General features: G+C 72.8%; 14 protein-coding genes. 7 read left to right on the plus strand and 7 right to left on the minus strand.

Annotation, left to right across the window (positions count from 1 at the left end; all coding sequences use genetic code 11):
• Positions 1-26: 26 nt before the first annotated feature.
• Positions 27-440: a hypothetical protein gene (locus ACFY1T_RS02180; RefSeq protein ID WP_390786606.1), complete on the plus strand. Its 414-nt coding sequence runs from the start codon at positions 27-29 to the stop codon at positions 438-440.
• Positions 441-487: 47 nt separating this feature from the next.
• Here ACFY1T_RS02180 and ACFY1T_RS02185 read toward each other — a convergent pair whose 3' ends face one another.
• Positions 488-952: a hypothetical protein gene (locus tag ACFY1T_RS02185; RefSeq protein ID WP_390786607.1), complete on the minus strand. Its 465-nt coding sequence runs from the start codon at positions 950-952 to the stop codon at positions 488-490.
• A gap of 143 nt (positions 953-1,095) precedes the next feature.
• Here ACFY1T_RS02185 and ACFY1T_RS02190 point away from each other — a divergent pair, with 143 nt between their 5' ends.
• From ACFY1T_RS02190 to ACFY1T_RS02205, 4 genes are read left to right on the plus strand one after another with little or no spacing between them, the layout of a single operon-like run.
• Complete coding sequence (locus ACFY1T_RS02190; RefSeq protein ID WP_390786608.1) at positions 1,096-2,181, plus strand: hypothetical protein; 1,086 nt, start codon at positions 1,096-1,098, stop codon at positions 2,179-2,181.
• A 14-nt stretch (positions 2,182-2,195) separates the two neighbouring features.
• Complete coding sequence (locus tag ACFY1T_RS02195) at positions 2,196-3,383, plus strand: toxic anion resistance protein (protein WP_390786609.1); 1,188 nt, start codon at positions 2,196-2,198, stop codon at positions 3,381-3,383.
• Positions 3,380-5,014, plus strand: a complete 1,635-nt coding sequence (locus tag ACFY1T_RS02200; protein WP_390786610.1) for a substrate-binding domain-containing protein — start codon at positions 3,380-3,382, stop codon at positions 5,012-5,014. Before ACFY1T_RS02195 ends, ACFY1T_RS02200 begins: the two co-directional genes overlap by 4 nt.
• A complete protein-coding gene (locus ACFY1T_RS02205; protein WP_390786611.1) occupies positions 5,001-5,636 on the plus strand; it encodes a hypothetical protein in 636 nt (211 codons plus the stop codon). Before ACFY1T_RS02200 ends, ACFY1T_RS02205 begins: the two co-directional genes overlap by 14 nt.
• An 85-nt stretch (positions 5,637-5,721) precedes the next feature.
• Here the strand turns inward: ACFY1T_RS02205 and ACFY1T_RS02210 are convergent, their stop codons facing one another.
• The gene (locus tag ACFY1T_RS02210; RefSeq protein ID WP_390786612.1) at positions 5,722-7,548 is read right to left on the minus strand and encodes a phosphoenolpyruvate carboxykinase (GTP); all 1,827 of its coding nucleotides are present in this window, start codon (positions 7,546-7,548) and stop codon (positions 5,722-5,724) included.
• A gap of 210 nt (positions 7,549-7,758) precedes the next feature.
• Between ACFY1T_RS02210 and ACFY1T_RS02215 the strand changes: the two genes are divergently transcribed.
• Positions 7,759-8,436 (plus strand): hemolysin III family protein, encoded by a 678-nt coding sequence (locus tag ACFY1T_RS02215; RefSeq protein ID WP_351770162.1) that lies wholly within the window; start codon positions 7,759-7,761, stop codon positions 8,434-8,436.
• 122 nt (positions 8,437-8,558) lie between these two features.
• Here the strand turns inward: ACFY1T_RS02215 and ACFY1T_RS02220 are convergent, their stop codons facing one another.
• The 5 genes from ACFY1T_RS02220 to ACFY1T_RS02240 all read right to left on the minus strand — a co-directional run bounded on the left by ACFY1T_RS02220 (position 8,559) and on the right by ACFY1T_RS02240 (position 17,584).
• On the minus strand, positions 8,559-10,982 hold the full coding sequence (locus ACFY1T_RS02220) for a galactose oxidase-like domain-containing protein (RefSeq protein ID WP_390786613.1): 2,424 nt from the start codon (positions 10,980-10,982) through the stop codon (positions 8,559-8,561).
• A 40-nt stretch (positions 10,983-11,022) separates the two neighbouring features.
• On the minus strand, positions 11,023-12,234 hold the full coding sequence (locus tag ACFY1T_RS02225; RefSeq protein WP_390786614.1) for a glycosyltransferase: 1,212 nt from the start codon (positions 12,232-12,234) through the stop codon (positions 11,023-11,025).
• A 6-nt stretch (positions 12,235-12,240) separates the two neighbouring features.
• Positions 12,241-13,932: an ArnT family glycosyltransferase gene (locus ACFY1T_RS02230; protein ID WP_390786615.1), complete on the minus strand. Its 1,692-nt coding sequence runs from the start codon at positions 13,930-13,932 to the stop codon at positions 12,241-12,243.
• Positions 13,929-15,188, minus strand: a complete 1,260-nt coding sequence (locus ACFY1T_RS02235) for a glycosyltransferase (protein ID WP_390786949.1) — start codon at positions 15,186-15,188, stop codon at positions 13,929-13,931. Before ACFY1T_RS02235 ends, ACFY1T_RS02230 begins: the two co-directional genes overlap by 4 nt.
• Positions 15,189-15,520: 332 nt before the next feature.
• A complete protein-coding gene (locus ACFY1T_RS02240; protein WP_390786616.1) occupies positions 15,521-17,584 on the minus strand; it encodes a thioredoxin domain-containing protein in 2,064 nt (687 codons plus the stop codon).
• 263 nt (positions 17,585-17,847) lie between these two features.
• Between ACFY1T_RS02240 and ACFY1T_RS02245 the strand changes: the two genes are divergently transcribed.
• A complete protein-coding gene (locus ACFY1T_RS02245; RefSeq protein WP_390786617.1) occupies positions 17,848-21,138 on the plus strand; it encodes a tetratricopeptide repeat protein in 3,291 nt (1,096 codons plus the stop codon).
• The last annotated feature ends 63 nt before the right edge of the window (positions 21,139-21,201 follow it).

The raw sequence follows: 21,201 nt of genomic DNA on the forward strand, positions 1-21,201 counted from the left end.
CTCCTGACCACGCAGGAGGCCTCCTCATGTACGAGCCGATCCGCACGAAGTCGGTCGTCCACCGTACGGGCGGCCACCACTCCGACAGCCACTCCGGGTACCCGCACAGCAGCCGCGCCGAGGCGCTGGACATCCAGCTCGCCGGGCACCTGGCGGCCCTGCTCGCCGTCACGGACGGACTCGGCCTCGACGGCGCCGCCGCGCGGATCGCCGCGCAGGTCGCGCGGCTGCGCGGCTCCGATCCGGCGCGGGGAGCCCGCGCCGACGTCACGGACGCCGGCGAGCTCGGCGCCCTGCACCGGCGGGCGCACGACCTCGCGGGGCGGGCGCTGGTCGTCGCCGCGTCGCGCGCCGACACCACGGTCGCGATCCTCGCCGCCGAGCGCATGGACGCGCATGCCGCTGCACTGGCCTCGCGGGACCTGGCCGGCAGCCTCTGATCGGCCCCGGTCCGGGGCCGCGGAGGCTCCGGACCGGGCGCCACCTCCTATCCGACGGGTCCGGCCGGTCCGGCCGGTCCGGCCGGTCCGGCTTCCGCCGGAGTGAACTCCGCCGCCGCGACCCCGCACCAAGGCGTCTTCGACACCGGCCAGATCGGGCCCAGCGCCTCCGCGTGTTCCGTGGCGGCCGGGTCCACCCCCGGGAGTCTCACCAGGGCCTGGGGCGCGCGGGCGACGGCCGGATCCGGGGTGGCCCTTTCGCGGAACTCGACCGTGACCACGTACGCACCCCTGCCCTCGGCGCGGCCGCTCACCTCCACCGTCGCCACCACGCGGTGGCTGCCGGGGTCGATCCGGCAGCCCGTGACCCGTACGTCCTCCACCGCCGGCCGCGGCGGCGCCGCGCCCGGTTCGCCGCTGGCCCACACGTACAGGCCCAGCGGGGCGAACACCAGCAGGCCGGCCAGGACCGTCAGGCCGACCGCCCAGCCCTGCCACTTCAACGCGCTCACGCCCATGGGACGATCCTCCCGGCCCGCCGCCCCGCCTGCCAGCACCGGCCGATCCACACAGCATTTCGAAGTGGGACCGCCTGGACACCTGACGTTCATTCAACTTGACGCGGAATGTGGGTTTCCGCGAGCACTCTGCACCCGTGAGACGCATCCTAGGTATCGCCCTGGCGGTCCTCCTCCTCGGCGGCGTGATCGCCGTCGCGCTCGCGGGAGGAGAGAAGACCCCGTCCACGGCAACGAAGACCGTGAAGGGCGTCATCGGCTCCGAGAAGTCCGAATACTTCCGGGACCCTGACGTCGTCAAAGCCCTGGCCGACAAGGGCTACACCGTGAAGACCGAAACCTCGGGCTCCTGGGCGATGGACCAGCTCGCCCTCAAGGAGTTCGACTTCGCCTTCCCCGGCAGCAGCGAGCCCGCCCCGGAGATCGAGGCGGCGGCCGGCGTCAAGGGCGCCCAGACCACGAAGCCGTTCTTCTCCCCGCTCGTGGTCATCGCCCGCGCCAACGCCGCCAAGGTGCTCGCCGACAACGGCCTCGCCAAGATGACCGGCAAGAACTCGGGGACCCTCCTGATGGGGTCCTACCTCAAGGCGGCCGCCGAGGACCGCAAGTGGCAGCAGCTGACCGGCTCCGCCGCGTTCGCCGAGCTGACCGGCACGGTGTTCATCAAGACCACCGATCCGGCGACGTCGAACTCCGGGGCCCTGTTCCTGGCCGCCGCCTCGAACGTGGCCAACGACAAGACGGTGGTCTCCGACGACGCCGGCATCGACCGCACCGCGCCCCTGATGCAGAAGCTGATCCGCGTCCAGGGCGCCCTGGAGCCGAGCACCGACGACCCGTTCCGGGCCTTCATCTCCGGCAGCGGCGAGCCGCTGATCCTGGCGTACGAGTCCCAGGTGGCCTCACTGCTCCAGCAGAAGCCGGAAACGGGTGCCGCCGACAACATGGTGGTCCTCTACCCGGACACCACCGTCAACTCCCCGCACACCTTCGTGCCGATCAGCGAGAACGCCAAGGAGCTCGGCTCCCTCCTCGCCAACGACCCGAAACTGCGCGAGCTGGCCGTCCGGCACGGGTTCCGGCCGCAGAACGGAGTGCCCGAGTTCACCGCGGCCACCGCATCGCACGCCGCGTACCTCAACCCGGAGCTGACCGGCATCCGCCAGGTCAGCGCACCGACCGTCAAGATCCTCATGGCGCTCGCAGCGCGCGCCAAGGGCTAGGGGGGCCTTCGCACATGACTCTGACACCACCCGAGGAGAGCCCGCTCGTCCTCACCGCCCCCGAGCCCGTCGCCCCCGTCGAGCGGGAGCAGGCCTCGGGCCTCGTCCCGCTCCAGGACGGGGTGCGCGAAGAGATGGCCCGCCGGGCCGGGGAGTACGTCGGCTCCCTCGCCGGAGTCGACACGCGCTCCCCCGAGTTCGCGAGCCGCGTCGGGGAGATATCCGGGCTCGGCGCCGGCGACATCCGCAGCGCCGCCCAGCAGTCCAACCGGATGCTCGACCGGGCCGTACGGTCGCTCGGCTCCGAGGGGGGCGGCGGCGCCCAGGCCCGCGTCGCGGGCTCCCTGGTCGAACTGCGCCGCACCGTCCAGGACCTCGACCCGCGGGACACGCCCGCCAAGGGGGCCCGCAGGCTGCTGGCGAAGCTGCCGGGCGGCAACAAGTTCCGCGACCACGTGGCCAAGTACGCCTCGTCGCAGGCCACGCTGAACAGCATCGTGGGCGCGCTGCGCAGCGGCCAGGACGAGCTGCGCCGCGACAACGCGGCCCTGCACACCGAGCGGGCCCGCCTGTGGGAGACCATGGGCAAGCTCCAGGAGTACGCGGTCCTCACGCAGGCCCTGGACACGGCCGTGGAGGAGCGGATCGCCGAGACCGGGCACACCGACCCGGCGGCGGCCGACGTGATGCGCGCCGACCTGCTCTTCCCGGTCCGTCAGAAGCACCAGGACCTGCTGACCCAGCTGGCGGTCTGCGCGCAGGGCTACCTGGCGATGGACGTGGTCCGGCGCAACAACGACGAGCTGATCAAGGGCGTCGACCGGGCCGCCACCACCACCGTGTCCGCGCTGCGGATCGCCGTGATGCTGGCCTCGGCCCTGGACAGCCAGAGCAAGGTGATCGAGCAGGTCAACGCCCTGAAGGGGACGACCGAGGAGCTGATCCGGGGCAACGCGGACATGCTGTCCCGGCAGAGCGGCGAGATCCAGCGGATCGCGGCCGACCCGGCGGTGGGCGCGGAGACCCTGCGGACGGCGTTCGCGCAGATCTACGAGACCCTGGACGCGATCGACACGTTCAAGGCACAGGCGACCGAGAACATGGCCGCCACGGTGGAGTCCCTGACCGGGGAGCTTCAGATCGCCTCGGCCCATCTGGCCCGTACGCGCACCTCCGGCGTGCTGGAAGGCGGTCCCCGATGAGCAACGGCGGCATCCGCGGCGTGCGCACCGCATCGGTGCGGCGACGGCTGGCCGCGGCGGTCGCGCTCGCCGCGACCCTGCTCGGGGCCTCGGCCTGCGACGCCGGCTCTCCGGATCCGGCGAAGCCGACGCAGTCGAGGTACCAGGAGGGCAGGCTGCGGGTGCTGGCCTCCAGCGAACTGGCCGACATGGAGCCGGTGCTGAAGGCGGCGAAGGCCGCTACGGGCGTCGGCGTCGAGCTCACCTGGTCCGGCACCCTGGACGCGGCCGAGCAGGTGGCCTCCGGGAAGGCCGACGGCAGGTACGACGCCATCTGGCTGTCCTCCAACGACTACCTGCGGCTGCGTCCCGAGGCCGCCGGGAAGCTCAGCAGCGAGACGTCGGTGATGTCCTCTCCGGTCGCGCTGGGCGTCCGGGCGCAGGCGCTGGCCCGGCTCGGCTGGAAGCCGGAGGAGGTGACCTGGTCGGCGGTGCACGAGGCCGTCGCCGCCGGGAAGCTGACGTACGGGATGACCGACCCGGTTCGCTCCAACTCCGGTTTCTCCGCGCTGGTCTCGGTGGCCTCCGGGCTGTCGGGGGCGCAGGCGGCGCTGACCGACGCGGACGTGAGGACGGCGCAGCCCAAGCTGAAGGAGTTCTTCGCCGGGCAGAAGCTGACCTCGGGCTCCTCCGGCTGGCTGGCCACGGCGTACGCCAAGCGCGGGGACGTGGACGCGCTGGTGAACTACGAGTCCGTGCTGCTGTCCATGAACCGCGCCGCGAAGGCGGGTCTGACGGTGATCCGGCCACGTGACGGGGTGGTCACCGCGCACTACCCGCTGACCCTGCTGACCTCGGCCCCGGCCGGGGCCCGCGAGTCGGGGCGGGCCCTGACCGACTACCTCAGCGGCGCCGAGGCCCAGAAGGCGATCACCGAGAAGACCTTCCGCCGGCCGGTCACGGCCGGGGTGCAGCCCGCCGCCGGGCTGAACGCGGACAAGCGGCGCGAGCTGCCTTTCCCGGGCACCCGCTCGGTGGCGGACGGGCTGCTGGCCTCGTACGAGAACGAGCTGCGCCGGCCCTCGCGCACGGTGTACGTGCTGGACACCTCGGGCTCGATGGAGGAGCAGGACCGCATCGGGCGGCTGCGCTCGGCGCTCACCGAGCTGACGGGGACGGGTGATTCGGGGACCGGTCAGCGGTTCCGGGACCGTGAGGAGGTGACGCTCCTGCCGTTCGGCGACAAGGTGAAGAAGGTGCTGACGCACGTCGTCGAGCCGGGCAATCCGGGGCCCGCGCTGGATGCGATCCGGGGCGATGTGAAGTCGCTGCGGCCGGAGGGCGGTACGGCGGTGTACGGCAGTCTGAAGGCCGCGTACGAGCACCTGGGCCAGGGCAACGCGGACGCGTTCACCTCGATCGTGCTGATGACGGACGGGCAGAGCGGCGACGAGGCGAAGGACTTCGACTCCTTCTACGCGGGGCTGCCGGACGCCCGGAAGCACACTCCGGTCTTCGCGGTGCTGTTCGGGGACTCGGACCGCAAGGAGCTCACCCACATCACCGAACTGACCGGCGGGCGGCTCTTCGACGCCACCGACGGCAACGGTTCGCTGGACGGAGCCTTCGAGGAGATCCGTGGCTACCAGTAGGTCCGTCGCGAGGGCGCTGCGCACGCGTCTCCTCGGCTACCTGGAGTCGGGGAAGAACCTGGCGGGCAGCGCCTGCGGGGTGGTCGGGCTCGGCCTGACCGTCACCGGGGTGGCGGGCACGTACTGGCCGGTGGTCGTGGCGGGGTTGTACGGCGCGGGCGCGCTGATCGCCCCGCCGGAGCGGCCGGCGCCGCCCGAGCCGCGCGGGCCCTCGCAGCAACTGGACGACATACGGGAGCGGTTCGCCCGGCTGCGGGAGTACGTGGCGGAGGTGGAGCTGCCGGATCCGGCCGAGGGCCGGCTCGCGGAACTGATGGAGCTGTACGGGGCGCTGCTGGAGCCGGGGTGGGTGGCCGATGTGCTGGCCGCCGACCCGGATTCGGTGCACGCGCTGTCGCGGGCGATCGGGCTGGACGTCCCGGAGTGCGTGGACACGTACAACCGGACGCGCTGGTGGACCCGGCTCACGCCCGGCGGGGAGTCGCCGGAACGCCACCTGGAGCGGCAGCTGTCGCTGCTGCACGAGGAGGCGGAACGCCTGACGGCGGGCCTCCGCGAAGCAGAGGCCCGCCGTCAGCAGACGCACACGGCCTACCTGGAGGAGCGCGGACAACACTCCTGACAGGCTTCGGCCGGTGCAGCGGTGGGAACCGCTTGGTCGGGGGCTCCCACACTCAGGTGCCCGGAGTCCGCTCCGGGCAGGTCTTTCAGCCCAGGCGCTCGACGAGCGCGTGGTACTGGTCCCACAGCTCCTTGGGAGTGTGGTCGCCGTAGGTGTTCAGGTGCTCCGGGACCAGGGAGGCCTCGTCGCGCCAGACCTCCTTGTCGACGGTGAGCAGGAAGTCCAGGTCCGCCTCGGGGAGGTCCAGGCCGTCCAGGTCGAGGGAGTCCTTGGTGGGCAGGATGCCGATGGCGGTCTCGACGCCGGCGGCCTTGCCGTCGAGGCGCTCGACGATCCACTTCAGGACGCGGCTGTTCTCGCCGAATCCGGGCCACACGAACTTGCCCGCGTCGTTCTTGCGGAACCAGTTCACGTAGTAGATCTTCGGGAGCTTGGACTGGTCCTTGCCCTTGGCCACGTCGACCCAGTGGCCCATGTAGTCGCCCATGTTGTAGCCGCAGAACGGCAGCATGGCGAACGGGTCGCGGCGCAGCTCGCCGACCTTGCCCTCGGCGGCGGCGGTCTTCTCGGAGGCGATGTTCGAGCCGATGAAGACGCCGTGGTTCCAGTCGAAGGACTCGGTGACCAGCGGGACGGCGGAGGCGCGGCGGCCGCCGAAGAGGATCGCGGAGATCGGGACGCCCTTGGGGTCCTCCCACTCGGGGGCGATCGTCGGGCACTGGGAGGCCGGGACGGCGAAGCGGGCGTTGGGGTGGGCCGCCGGGGTCCCGGACTCCGGGGTCCAGGCGTTGCCCTTCCAGTCGACGAGGTGCGCGGGCGCCTCTTCGGTCATGCCCTCCCACCAGACGTCGGAGCCGTCCGGGGTGAGCGCGACGTTGGTGAAGACGGTGTTCGCGTACATGGTCTTCATGGCGTTGGCGTTGGTGTGCTCGCCGGTGCCGGGGGCGACGCCGAAGAAGCCGGCCTCGGGGTTGATCGCGTACAGGCGACCGTCCTCGCCGAAGCGCATCCAGGCGATGTCGTCGCCGATGGTCTCGACCGTCCAGCCGGGGATCGTGGGCTCCAGCATGGCCAGGTTCGTCTTGCCGCAGGCGCTAGGGAACGCGGCGGCGACGTACTTCGCCTCACCCTGCGGCGGGGTGAGCTTGAGGATCAGCATGTGCTCGGCGAGCCAGCCCTCGTCGCGCGCCATGACGGACGCGATGCGCAGGGCGTAGCACTTCTTGCCGAGCAGGGCGTTGCCGCCGTAGCCCGATCCGAAGGACCAGATCTCGCGGGTCTCCGGGAAGTGCGAGATGTACTTGGTGGTGTTGCACGGCCACGCCACGTCGGCCTGGCCCTCGGCGAGCGGAGCACCGAGGGTGTGGACGGCCTTGACGAAGAAACCGTCGGTGCCGAGCTCGTCGAGGACGGGCTTGCCCATGCGGGTCATGGTGCGCATGGCGACGGCGACGTAGGCGGAGTCGGTGATCTCGACGCCGATCGCGGAGAGCTCGGAGCCGAGGGGGCCCATGCAGAACGGGACGACGTACATCGTCCGGCCCTTCATGGAGCCGCGGAAGATACCTTCCTGCCCGGCGAAGATCTCCCGCATTTCCGCGGGGGCCTTCCAGTGGTTGGTCGGGCCCGCGTCCTCCTCCTTCTCGGAGCAGATGAAGGTCCGGTCCTCGACGCGCGCGACGTCGGACGGGTCGGAGGCGGCGTAGTACGAGTTGGGTCGCTTGCCCTCGTCCAGCTTCTTGAACGTGCCCTTGGCGACGAGCTCCGCGCACAGGCGCTCGTACTCGGCCTCGGAGCCGTCGCACCAGACGACCTGGTCCGGCTCGGTGATCGCTGCGATCTCGTCCACCCAGGAGATCAGCTCCTGGTGGGTCGTCGGGAGGGAAAGGGGAGCCGCGTTCTCGCGCGCCACGATTGCTCCTTGAAGAGGGGTTGTTTGGTGTTTGCCCCGTGGGGGCTGCGACCCGGATGCTTCGCGCTCCGCTCATCCGGTGCCGACCGCACTCATCTGATCATCCGGTGCGTGTGCGCATATGTCCAGGGGGCTTCTCACGTGAGCATCGCCACTCCCGTCAATCTTCCGTAAAGCGCACTAACGGAAACCTACGGACCCGTAGGTAGCATGGCGGCCATGACTTCTGACGCTGCCGCCGCTCCGGCCGCACCGGAGGCCAAGCCGCTGATGCGCGGCTGGCTGCACACCGGGATGTTCCCTGCCGTGGTCGTCGCGGGCCTGGTGCTGATGGCCTTCACCGAGTCGACCCGGGCGCGGGTGGCGTGCGGGGTGTACATCCTCACGGCCTGCCTGCTGTTCGGCGTCAGCGCCGTGTACCACCGCGGCACCTGGGGCCCGCGGGGCGAGGCCATCCTGCGGCGTCTCGACCACGCCAATATTTTTCTGATCATCGCGGGGACGTATACCCCGCTGACGGTGCTCCTGCTCCCGCCCTCCACCGGACGGACGCTCCTGTGGGCGGTGTGGATCGCGGCCGCGGCCGGCATAGCGTTCCGGGTCTTCTGGGTCGGCGCCCCGCGCTGGCTGTACACGCCCTGCTACATAGCGATGGGCTGGGCCGCGGTCTTCTTCCTGCCCGACTTCCTGCGCACCGGCGGCATCGCCGTCCTGGTCCTGGTGATCGTCGGCGGGCTGCTCTACAGCGCGGGCGGCGTGATCTACGGGATCAAGCGCCCGAACCCCTCCCCCCGCTTCTTCGGGTTCCACGAGGTCTTCCACTCGCTGACCCTGGCCGCCTTCGTGGCCCACTACGTCGGCATCTCGCTCGCCGCGTACCAGCACTGAGCCGGGCCGCGACCCCGGTGGAGCCCCGGCGCCGATCGGCGCCGGGGCTCCTTGCGTCACGGGCCGATCCGGCACGATCCGGCACGATCCGGCACGATCCGGCCTGATCGGACAGACGCCCCCTAGGTGCAGGCGTAGCCGTCGCCGTCCGGGTCCAGGCGCAGCGGGTCGCTGCCGTTGACCTTCATGCGCTTCGGGTACTGGTGGGAGGCCAGCCAGTCGCAGCGGGCCTTCGTCGTCTCCTTCACCTCCGCCGGGAACTTCGTCGGCACGCACTGGCTCGCCGTGCCGTAGTGCCGGTCGCAGCCGGCCACGGTCGGGGCGACGGGCGCCGAGTCCCGCTTCCCCGGGTTCTGTCCGGGGGCCGCCTGCGGCGCGTGCGCGAAGTCGTGGACGTGCGGGGACGGGGCTTCGTCCGCGGCCGCGAGCGCCGAGGCGCCGCCCAGGTGCACCCAGGTCGCCACCGAGGGGATGCCGCCCGCGTCGACGCCGAAGAGCATGTACCAGCCGGGCGGGGCCAGGTTCGGGTTGCTGGTGACGTTGAGGTCGACGGTGGTGGCGTTGACCACCGACAGCGGCAGGTCGACGTACCGCTGGTTCGGGTCCGAGGAGTGCGTGACCGCCGCCGGACGGATCAGCTCCGCCTTGGCGATCGGCCGGTCGACGGTGATCCGCTGCGTGTCCCCGTACACCCACTGCGTGTCGATCACCGAGGTGAGCTTGGGGCGCGCTCCCTTGAACAGGTACGGCGGGGTGTAGATCGACACGTTGTCGTTGTACGTGCCGTTGCCGGGGTTGTCGCCGACGGTCATGACCCGGCCGTCGGGCAGCAGGAAGGCGCCCGAGTGGTAGGTCCGCGGGATCGGGTCCGCCGGCAGTCCGGCCTTGTAGGTGTTGGTCACCGGGTCGAAGAACGAGGCCTCGTACACCGGGTCGGCCCGGTCGTGCAGCCCGCCGCCGGTCTCCAGCACCTTGCCGTCGGGCAGCAGTACGGCCGACACGTACATCTTGCCCTCGGCCCCGGTCTGCGCCCGCCTGACGCCGCCCACGTCGACCAGGCCCTGCGGCAGGTCGGGCCCGGCGGTGTACGCGGGGCTCGCCGCCTTGAGGTCGATCAGCTCGGTGAGCCGGTTCGCCGCCGGGTTCGACTCGTTGTTGCCGCCGCCGATCGTCAGGACCCGCTGGTCCTGGGCGGGCGGGAGCAGCACGCTGGCCGACTCGTCGCGCTCGTCCTTCTTGCGGAGCCCGGGCACGTCCGTGATCGTGTTCGCGCCGTAGTCGTAGATCGACGCGCCGCTGCCCTGCGTGCCGTTGCCGAAGGTGTGGCTGCCGGAGTAGAAGAGCCGCCCGTCCTGCATCAGGATCATCGAGGGGTACAGGCCCCAGTAGGACCAGGTCTGGTTGACCTCGTTCATCGGCAGCCACTTGTTCTGCGCCGCCGAGAACCTCTCCGCCGTGACGTTGCCCGTGGAGTCCTCCTTCAGGCCTCCGAAGGAGATCACGTCGCCGTTGCCGAGGATCGTCGCCGACGGGTACCAGTGCCCGCCGTTCAGGTCGTTGGTCTTCGTGTACGCCTCGGTCGCCGGGTCGAAGACGTAGGAGTCCTTCAGACCCTGGTAGCCGATCCTGCCGTCGGCGGACGGGTACCCCTTGTTCCCGCTCATGACGAGCACGCGGCCGTCCGACAGCTGCACGTGCCCCGAGCAGAACATGTCCACCGGCGTCGGGATCGTCTTGAAGGACCCGTTCGCCGGGTCGTAGACGGCCGAGGTGAACGTACCCGCGTTGAACTGCGCGATGTCGTTGCCGGAGCCCGCGATCAGCAGCACCTTGCCGTTCTTCAACACGACCGCGTGCATCGAACGCACCGGGTTCTTGGCCGGGATCACCTCCCACCTGCCCTTGGCGCACTCGTCGGGCGTGCCCGTGCAGCCCGGCTGCGGCGGGGCCGCGCCCACCTCCTCCAGCGCGTAGTCGTCGGTGGTGAGCGTGCCCACCCCGTAGACCGAGAGCCCCCACGTGATCTTGTCGGTGCCGGGCGGAACGGCGGGCGTACGGACCTCCGTGCGCGCCCAGCCGGCACTGACCGGCGGGTTCTGCAGGTCGGTCCAGTACTGCCAGCCCGCCGTGGTGTCGTGGCGGAACACGGTCACCGACACATCCGGGGTGTTCGACTTGTACCAGGCGGACAGGTCGTACTGCCTGCCCGGCACGACCGTGGGCGCACAGGTGGTGTTCTCGGTGACGAGCGCCTTGCGGTCGCCGCTGAGACGGCGGGTGAGCGAGACCTTCATGGCCTTGGTGCCGCTGTGCGCGTCGGCGACGGTGGCGAAGGTGAAGTCGTTGTCCCCCCAGCCGGACTTCTCCCAGCAGGACGGCATGTCCGCGCCGGGTGCGCCGGCGGTCTCGAAACCGGAGTTGGTGAGCAGATTGGGCGGTCCGGCCGTGGCCTGCTGCGGTGCGGTGAGCAGCAGGCCCGCGGTCATCGCCCCGACGGCGGCCAGGGCGGCGCGCCGCCCGGTCCTGCGCCGGACGTTCACTGGCATGGACGGTTCCCTTCTGTGCTGTGCGGCGGCTCGGTGCGGCTCAACTCCCGGTGGTGCGTCCCGTACGCGCGGTACGGGCCCTTCGCGGCAGGTAGACGAGGGCCTCGGTGGCGGCGAACCGCAGGACGAAGGTGGTGACCAGGGCCAGCGCCGTGGCGGGCAGCGCCGCCATGGCGAACCGGGCGACGAACAGGGCGATCAGCGGGATCCGCAGCAGGAGATCGGCGTTGGCCAGCAGGGCGAAGCGGCCCACCCGGTCCGCCCAGTGGCGGTGCCGGCGCCGGTCGCGGAAGAGCAGGGTCTCGATGAGGACGAAGTTCCAGACCACCCCGGCCTGGTTGGCGGCGACCTCGGCCGGCAGGTAGTGCACCCCGGCGTGCGTGAGCAGCCACAGCGCGAACAGGTTCGGGACGAAGCCGGAGAGCCCGATCAGCCCGAAGCCGATCATCCGGGCCAGCGGGGTCGCGGAGCGCAGCGCGGCGAGGTGGGCGAGGAACCGCAGCCCCTCGCGGGCCCCGGACTTGGACTCGCCCGCGTACCGGTCCTGGAAGACGAAGGGCACTTCGGCGACCTTGGCGGGCCGGCAGCGCACGGCCAGCTCCAGCAGGACCTTGTAGCCGAGCGGTTGGAGGGCCTCCGCGGTGGCCGACGGGCGGCGCATGGCGAAGAAGCCGCTCATCGGGTCGCTGATCCCGCGCAGGGCGCGCGGGAAGAGCCCCTTGGCGAGCCAGGTCGCCCCGCGTGAAACGGCGACGCGGTGGCTGCCGGCGAGTCCGGCCCGGCTTCCGCCGGGGATGTAGCGGGAGGCGACGACGAGATCGGCTCCGGTGCGCTCGCCCTCGCCGACGAGCTCGGGCACCAGGTGGGGCGGGTGCTGGAGGTCGGCGTCCATGACGACGATCCAGTCCGTGCCGGCCAGCTTCAGGCCTTCGACCACGGCGCCGCCGAGACCTCCGACCGCCCTTTCGCGGTGCAGGACGGAGACCGGGAAGGGCAGGTCGAGGGCGGCCTTCTCGATGACGGCCGGGGTGTCGTCCGTGGAGTCGTCCACGAACAGCACCGCACAGGGCAGGCGGGCGGGGAGGGAGTCGGCGAGCCGGCTCAGCAACTCGTCGATGTTCCCGGCCTCGTTGAAGGTCGGGATGATGAGGGTGACGCTGCCCGCCGCCGCCTCCCCGCCGCCGCCCGCTACGACCGGATTGGAGACTTCCGGATCACTCGGGGCGTGCGGGGTCCACAGGTCCTCGCTCATGGCGGATCAGCTCCCGTCGGCTCGGTCGGTCCTGCGGATCTCGATGCGGTCCTCGCCGGAGCCGAAGACGGCCACCGCGCTCGAATGTTCCAGCGCGGCCTTCACGTTGGGCAGGTCCACCGCGTCCCGGCGGACGGTGGGCGAGGAGACCACGTAGTCGATGTCGCGCCAGCCGCGCGGCAGGGTCCTGGTGACGGCGGGGTCGAGGTCCGCCTTGTAGAACCAGATGGCGCCGAGTCCGGGCTCGAAGCCGTGGTGGACGGCGTCCAGCCAGAGCGCGTCGTCGACCAGGACCCGGGTGTGCCCGGGGTCGGGGACCTCCCGGCCGAGCCAGGCGGCGGCCGCCCGGTACGGGGCGTTCGCGTCGGCCGTGAGCGCGGTGCGGTCGCCCTCGTACCAGCGCGGCAGGACGTACGCCGCGGCGGCCGCGGCGAGTGCGCCGATCAGCACCCGGCGCCCGATCGCGCGCGCCCCGCCCTCCCCCGGCGTGCGGCGGCGGCGCAGCACGGCGTGCGTGACGCTGGCCGCGCCCCCGGCGAGGACCAGCGCGAGGAACGGCAGCGCCTGGATCACGTACATCGCGGGCAGGTAGCCGGAGGGCCGCATCGCGACGGCCGCCAGGATCACGGCGGCGAGCGCCGGGCCGGCGAGCGCGCGGGCGGTGACCGACCACCGGAGCGTGGCGAGCAGCAGGAGCGCTCCGGCCAGCCCGCCGAGCGGCAGGACGGTGTCGTAGTACAGCCAGGACCGCAGCACGCCGTTCGAACCGGAGCCGGGGGTGAGGATGAAGCCCGAGCCCGGGCGGCTCATCTGGTACGTGATGCCGTCGATCAGCGAGACGTGTCCGGCGCCGGGCAGCAGCTCGCTGTTGAGCAGCGCGTACAGGGGGTACGAGAGCCCGATCAGCGCGCAGGCGGTGACGGCGCCGGTGACGGCGAACTTGCGGGTGTCGCGGTGACTGTGGCGCCACATGGTCACCAGCAGCGCCGGGAGCACCACCAGCATCGTCTCCTTGGTCAGGACGGCGGTGGCGGCCGCGAGTCCCGATGCGAAGTGGTGCCACAGGTGGCGGCGGGGGGACGCGGCCAGGCAGAAGGCCAGCAGCATCCACATCACGGCGAGGTTGTCGAGGAAGATCTCCCGCTGGAGCACGACGGAGAGCGGGGAGAGTCCGAAGAGGGCCATCGCGAGGCCCGCGGCCCAGCGCGGCAGCCAGAGCCGGCGGGCGAGTACGTAGATCAGCACCGAGCTCGCGGCGCAGACGCCGGTCATCGACAAGCGCATCGGCGCGACGGTCATCCAGTCGGGCACGAGGAGCGAGGGCAGGTAGGTCAGGGCGGCCACCTGTATCCAGCCGAGCGGCGGATGGTCGTACCAGTACGTGTAGTGCGCGAGCCCGTCGCCCTGCTGCACGGCCCACGCCTGGGCGAGGTACGTGCCCTCGTCGTCGCTCAGGGTCGGGAAGTGCGTGATGTTCCAGCCCTGGACGAGGACGATCGCGAGCAGGACGGCCCCGCAGAGCAGCAGGTCGGGGCGGGAGGAGCGGAAGCGGACGAGGGGGTGGGCCGGGGCGGGCGGCCGGACCCCGAGTCCGCCGGGACGGGTCCGCTGCTGCGGGATCACAGGTGCGGTGGCGGTGGCGGTGGCCGCCGAGGCGCCGGACCGGGGGTCAGTGGCCGTGGGCAGGGTGGCGGTCACCGGTGACCGTCCTCTCGGATCGCGGTGGACGCGCCGGCGGCACCTGCCCCGGCGGTGGCGCTGATCGGAGCGAGGTGGGCGCCGGTGTGGCCGGTCAGCTCCCACTCGTTGCGGCCGCGCTGCTCGCGCCAGACCGCCCGGATCGCCGCGCCGGCCAGCATCACCTGGTAGAAGGGGCCGCCGGCGACGAGCTTGAGGTAGTGCACGAAGCGGACGCGCAGCCCGTACTGGCGGCCGAAGTCGTGCAGGCCGACGATCTCGAACACGAAGGTCACCATCGCCGTGATCATGGGGAGGAAGGTGATGATCGCGATGCCGACGGGCACGTCGAGCAGGACGGCGACGGCGAAGTTGAGCGGGATGACCACCCCGGAGGCCGCCTGCATGAACGGGGTCATCAGCGTGTAGCGGGCCAGCCAGCGCTGGCCGCGGCCGGGCAGCTGCCGCCAGTCCTTCTTCCGGTAGACCTGCAGGAAGCCCTGGTTCCAGCGGGTGCGCTGCTTGAGCAGGCTCATCAGCGAGCCGGGGGTCTCCTCGCGGGTGACCATGTCGCTGTCGTACGCGACGACCACCTTCTTGCCGACCGAGGAGAGGCGCACGCCCAGGTCGCAGTCCTCGGCCAGGCAGTTCTGGTCCCAGCCGCCGGCCTCCCGGAGCACCTCCGTGCGCACGAAGACGGTGTTTCCGCCGAGGGGGATGAACCCCTTCTCGGCGTGCAGGTGCAGCCGGGAACGGAACCAGAAGAAGTACTCCAGGCAGTTGCGCAGGCTGTACCAGGAGGAGTGGAAGTTGATGAGCTGGACCCCGCCCTGGACCACGTCGGCCGCGGTGGAGCGGAAGGCGTGGTCGACGTGGGCGAGCAGCTCGGGGTGGACCTGGTCCTCGGCGTCGAAGACCCCGACGATGTCGCCCCGGCAGTGCGGGAGGGCGGTGTTGAGGGCCTTCGGCTTGTTCTTGGCCTCGTGGTGGTCGACGACGACCCGTACGCGCTCGGGCGCCCGAGCGGCGGCGGCCTCGGCGACGGCGGAGGTCTCCGGGTCGTCGTGGCCGACGATGACGATGATCTCGTAGTCGCCGTGGCTCGATTCGAGCAGCCGCTCGATCGTGTGGCGCAGGACCGCCTGCTCGTGCCGGGCCGGCAGCAGCAGCGAGAAGGCCAGCCGGCCCTCGCCGTCGGGGCGGTCGAAACGCGTCGAGGCGAGCGTCTCGGGCGTGCGCCACGCGTGCATCTGCCACCACAGCGTGAAGGCGGCCATCCAGAACAGCGCAAACGAAATCACGGATATCGTTACAGATGTATACAAAACGTCCCCCACAGACGTGCCGCGACACCCGGCGGCAATCGGCAATCCCCCCAGGGGCTCACGGCGGGCCCCCCGGCCCGCCCGCGCCCCTGCTCCCCCCGGCTCCCCCGCTCCCCCTGCTTCCCCCTCGGGCACACCCCCCGGTGTGCCCGCTCGGCGGCTCCCCAGCGACGGCCGCAGACATGAGAGTAGGCAGCGGAAATGAAACTCAGGAGCCGCGGGGATAAAAACCAGGTTTCCGAAATGCGGGACGAGCAACCGGAATTGACGGCACTCCGGCGGATTCAGGGATGAACCGCGCCCAACTGATCGGCGAGCACGACCGGGTCTGTCGTAGGCCGCGCGCAGACGAAATGTCGACACACATACGCCGTCGGAAGGTCGTGCACGAGCGTGCGCTCGGCCAGGAGGGGGAACTCTCCCCCGCTGCCGTCGGCCGCCCGCGGCAGCCCGGCCGCCACGACGGCCCCGGGAGCCGTCCCCAGCAACGCCGCCCGGTGCAGCCGGGCCAGCGCCGGGTCCTCCGGATGCCCCACCACGGCAACCTCGCGCGGGCCGTCGAGCAGCGCCTCGGCGACGGCGAGCCCGTGCCCGATGAAGCGCGGGACCCGCGGACCCAGCGCGTGCACGACCCCGAGGGCGCGCTCGGCGGCCGTACGGTGCGCCTCGGAGCCGGTGTGGGCGGCGTACGAGAGCAGCGCGCCGGCCGCGGCCGTCCAGCCGGAGGGGGCCGCGGTGTCGGTCGGGTCCTGGGGGCGGCGGATGAGCCTCTCGGCGTCGTGCGCGGTGTCGTAGAGGGAGCCGTCCTCGGCGGTGAACCGGTCCAGGACCAGGTCGACGAGGAATCCGGCGAACTCCAGCCAGACGCCCTCGCCGGTCACGGCCGCCAGCGCGAGGAAGCCCTCGGCGACGTCTCCGTAGTCCTCCAGGACGCCGGCGTTGGCGCCGACGCGCCCGTCCTTGCTGGTCCGGGCCAGCCGCGCCCGCCCGGCGCCCGCGTCGAAGTGGACCCGGACGAGGAGGTCCGCGGCCTCGGTCGCCCGCTCGACCAGGTCCGGCCGGTCGAAGTACGCCCCGCACTCGGCCAGCGCGGCGATGGCCAGGCCGTTCCAGGCCGCGACGATCTTGTCGTCGCGGCCGGGGGCGGGCCGCTCCGCGCGCGCCGCCAGCAGCCGCTGCCGGATGCCGGCGATGGTCCCGGCGTCCACGACGGGCCCGTCCTGCGGCAGCTGGAGTACGGACTTGCCGTGCTCGAAGGTGCCCTCGTCCGTCACCCCGAAGTAGGCGGCGGCCAGGGCCGCGTCGTCCGCGCCGAGCACCTCGGCCAGCTGGGCGGGGGTCCAGGCGTAGTACGCCCCCTCGACGTGCCGGCCGGTCTGCGGGTCCTCGCTGTCGGCGTCGAGGGCGGAGGCGAAGCCGCCCTCGGTGGTGCGCAGCTCGCGCACCATGAAGTCGGCGGTCTCCAGGGCGACGCGCCGTGCGAGGTCGGAACCCGTCGCCCGCCACAGGTGCGCGTACACCCGGCACAGCAGGGCGTTGTCGTACAGCATCTTCTCGAAGTGGGGCACGACCCACTCCCGGTCCACGGAGTACCGGGCGAACCCGCCCCCGAGCTGGTCGTAGATCCCGCCGCGGGCCATCGCCTCGCAGGTGTCGGCGGCCATCTGCAGGGCCCCCTCGCCCCCGGTGCGCGCGTGGTGGCGCAGCAGGAACTCCAGCACCATGGACGGCGGGAACTTCGGCGCCCCGCCGAAGCCGCCGCGGACGGGGTCGTAGTCCCGCGTCAGCCCGAGCAGCGCCTGCGCGAGCTCCTCGGGGCCGGGCGTGCCGGCCTTGCCGTACTCCAACTGCCGTCCGGCCAGGTCCCGTACGATCCGCTCGGCTACCTCGGCGACTTCCTCGTGCCGCTCCACCCACGCGGTCCGCACGCCTTCGAGGACCTCCATGAAGGAGGGCATCCCGTGCCGGGGCTCGGGCGGGAAGTAGGTCCCGAAGTAGAAGGGCTCGGCGTCGGGGGTGAGGAAGACGGTCATGGGCCAGCCGCCCTGCCCGGTGGCGGCCTGCACGGCCTCCATGTAGACGGCGTCGACGTCGGGCCGCTCCTCGCGGTCCACCTTGATGTTGACGAAGTGCTCGTTCATGTAGGCGGCGGCCAGCTCGTCCTCGAAGGACTCGTGCGCCATGACGTGGCACCAGTGGCAGCTGCTGTATCCGACGCTGAGCACGACGGGCACACCCCGCTCCCGCGCCTCCGCGAACGCCTCCGGCGACCAGGGCCACCAGTCGACGGGATTGTCCGCATGCTGCAGCAGGTACGGCGAGGTCTCATGAGCGAGGCGGTTCGGCATGGCCCCATCCTCGCGCACCGGGCGGGACGCCGCGGGGAGCGGAGGACGGCGTGCCACCCCCCGTCGGCCGCGGCCCGGCCCGCCGGTCCGGCCACGCCGCGTCGACCGGGGGTCGCGTGCGCGCGGCGGAACGTACATATATGCGCGTGAGCGGGGGGAGTTGGGGCAACTCCCTCTGATCTAGCTCAGATTCCCTCGCGCTCGCGGCAGTCCCGGCGGACACTTGGGGCCACGTTGCCGGAGCTCTCTTGAGGGGGATGCCGATGCGGGACAGCCATCGCGGCGAGGCCGAGCGACTGTTGGAGCGGGCCGTCGACGAGGAGGCCCGGCGGGGGGCCGGGGGCGGCGCGCCGGTCGACAAGGCGGCGCTGGCGGCGCGCGGCCTGGAGGCGCTGGACGCGCTCGCGGCGAGCGCCGCCGAGGAGTACGAGGCGTACGTACGGGCCCTGGACGAGGCGGCGGCCGGGGACGAGTCCCTCGGCGAGGCCTTCCGGCGCGGCAACACCTCGACGGCGCTGCTCGTGACGGCGGTTGCGGCGGCCGCGGCCGTCGGGGCCGACCTGTCGCTCGGCGTGGGGGCGGGCACGGCGCTGGCCGCCGGGGCCGTCACCGGCATCGCCGGGGCGGTGGCCACGGTCGCCAAGGTGACGGCCCTGCACCTGCCCGCCGCGAACCGCCGGGCCGGGGTCCGCGGGCGGCCCGGCGGGCCGGAGCAGCTGCGACTGCAGTGGCTCACGGCCCTGGAGGTGCGCGGGATACGCCCGTTCCTGGAGCAGCAGCGCGCGGTGGCCGCCGCGGCGCGGGCGCCCCGGCAGGCCTCCCGGACCACGGCTCCCCGGCTGCGCGGGACCGACCGCAGCGCGGAGGCCCGGCGGCGCAGCGTGCTGGAGCACTCCTTCGGCCAACTCCCCCAGGCAGCTGCCTCGTTCGCGGGCCGGCGGGCGGAGCTGACCCGGATCGCGCAGTGGGTGCAGGCGGCCCGGGCCAGTACGGAGACCCGCCCGGTGGTCGTCGTCCTGCACGGCGAGCCGGGCGTGGGGCGCACGGCGCTGGCGCTGCGGGCGGCGGACGCCCTGCGCGACCAGTTCCGCGGGGCCTGCGTGGTGGACCTGCGGGGCGGCTCGCTCAGCGGGGAGGCACCGCTGCCGATCCGGGAGGCGCTGCTGCACCTGCTGAACCGGCTCGGCGCCCCGCGCGAGCAGCTGCTGTTCCGCGAGGGGTCCTCGGCGGAGCAGCAGGTACGGCGCCTGGGCGAGCTGTACCACCAGCACCTCCAGGGGCTGCCGGTCACGGTGCTGCTGGACGACGCGGTGGACGCGGAGCAGGTACGGATGCTGGTGCCGGAGCGGTCGGAGAGCCTGGTGCTGGTCACGGCCCGGGAGCCGCTGGAGCTGCCCGGCCTGCCGGCCTGGGTCCACCAGCTCCCGGTGGAGCGGCTGGCGGAGGCCGAGAGCGCGGAGCTGGTGCGCGCCGGGGCCGGGGCGGCCGGACCGGCCCCGTACGAGAAGGACGGGCAGGACGGGAAGGGCGCAGAGGGCGGCGAGGAGGCGCTGCGGGGGCTGCTCGCCCTCGGCTCCGGGCTCCCGCTGGCCCTGCGCGTACTGGCGCCCCTGGCCCCGCTCGGCGCGGCCGGGGCGCAGGCCCCGGGCGGCCCCGACGCGCTGGACGGCGCCCTCGCACTGGCCTACGGCCGCCTGCCCGAGGAGCGGCGCCGGCTGCTGCGGCGGCTCACGCTCGCCGGGCGGGCCTCGCTCGGGCCCTCGGCCGCGGCGGCGCTGATCGACGCGGACCGGGCCTCGGCGGGACCGCTGCTGCGCGACCTGGCGCGGGCGGGCCTGCTGGACCACGTACGCGGCGAGCGGTACCGGATGCACGACGCGGTGCGCTCGTACGCGGCGGCCCGGCTCGCGCAGGACGAGGACCGGGCCGAGTCCTCGGCGGCGCACGGCCGGCTGATCCGCAACTACGCGCAGCTCGCCGACTCGGTGATCCGGATGGTCGACGGGAAGATGTCGACGCGCGCGAACGCGCCGTCGAAGACGAGCACGGTCGGGGGGCACGGCTTCGCCTCGCTCGACGCGGCGCTGCGCTGGCTGGACGAGGAGTCGAGCTTCATCACGGCCACCCTGCGGCACTCGGAGGACGTGGACCAGCAGGCCGTGCTGGACCTGCTCGGCGCGCTCTGCGACTTCTGCCTGCTGCGCGGGGACCTGTACCGGCTCGGCGAGATCAACGAGCTCACGCTGGCGGTGGAGGCCGCGCGCCGGGGCGAGCCCGGCCAGGGCCGCCTGGTCCGCTCCGTGCAGTGGCGCACCGGCATCGCCGCCCGCCAGCTCGGCGAGCTGGACAAGGCCCGCACCACGCTGACCTCGGTGGTCGACCAGTACCGGGAGGCCCACCAGGACGCCGGCGCGGGCATGGCCCTGATCTCGCTCGGCATCACCCTGCACCACCAGGGCCAGCTCCCGGAGGCCGCGGCCCGCATCCGCGAGGCGCTGGTGCTCCAGGAGCCGGAGGAGCTGGCGGGCGACCGCGCGTGGGCCCTGCACGCGCTGGCGGCGGTGGAGCGGGACCGGGCGCACCTGGCGGAGGCGGTGCAGCTGCTGGAGCGGTCGCTGGCCCTGCACCGGGAGAGCGAGAGCGTGCACGGCGAGGCGTGGGCACACTTCCAGCTGGGGCAGGTGTTCCTGCGGCTCGGCGACGTCCCGGGGGCGGAGGCGGAGCTCAAGCTGGCCCTCGACCTGTACGGGCGTACGCGCGACGAGCGCGGCCAGGCCTGGGCGCTGACCCAGCTGGGCCGGGCCCGGGTCGTCGACGGGGACCCGGGCCCGGCGGTGGAGCGGCTGCGCGAGGCGCTGGCCGAGCACCGGGAGCAGGAGGACGCGCGCGGCGAGGCCTGGTCGCTGTACTACCTCGGGCAGGCGCTGGAGGAGGGCGGCGAGCGCGATCAGGCGGTGCGGGAGCTGGAGCGGGCCCGCACGATGTTCTCGCGCATGCGGGACGTGTACGGGCTGGCGCACGCCCGGCACCACTCGGGCCGGGTCACCCGCGACCAGCGGGCGGCGCAGACGGGGAACCTGCGCAATTCCGGCTTCGCCCGGCAGTTGCTGGTGGACGCGCGGGCGGACTTCCGGCGGATCGGGCTGGCGCACGGGGAGGCGTGGACCTGCCTGGAGCTCGCGGTGATCGACGCGGGCAACGGCCGGGTGGCGCAGGCGCTGGGCCTGTGCGAGGAGGCGGCCCGGCTGTTCATCTCGTACGGGGACCGGCGCGGGGAGGACTGGGCCCGCTTCCTGCGCTGCACGCTGCTGCCGTACGCGCTCCCGGGCGCGGGCGTGGACGAGGCCCGGGCGGATCTGGCCCGGCTGGCCGCGGCGCCGCACGCGATGCGGGACGGGCGGCTGGAGGACGGCCTGGACGCCTACGCGGTGGTGCTGGGGCGCGGGGTGGACCCGGCGGAGGGCTGGCAGGCGTGGCGGCTCGGGCTGGTCCCGAACCTGCACTCGCGGGAGATCATGGGCGTCCCGATGCCGCCCGCCCCGCCGGCACACTGACGGCTGGGCCGGCCGTACGGCTGCGCGGGCCACGGGCGGCAGGCGGCGGTACGGACCCGCCCG

Origin of the sequence: Streptomyces sp. NPDC001194, from assembly GCF_042896985.1 — a bacterium.
Taxonomy (GTDB): domain Bacteria; phylum Actinomycetota; class Actinomycetes; order Streptomycetales; family Streptomycetaceae; genus Streptomyces.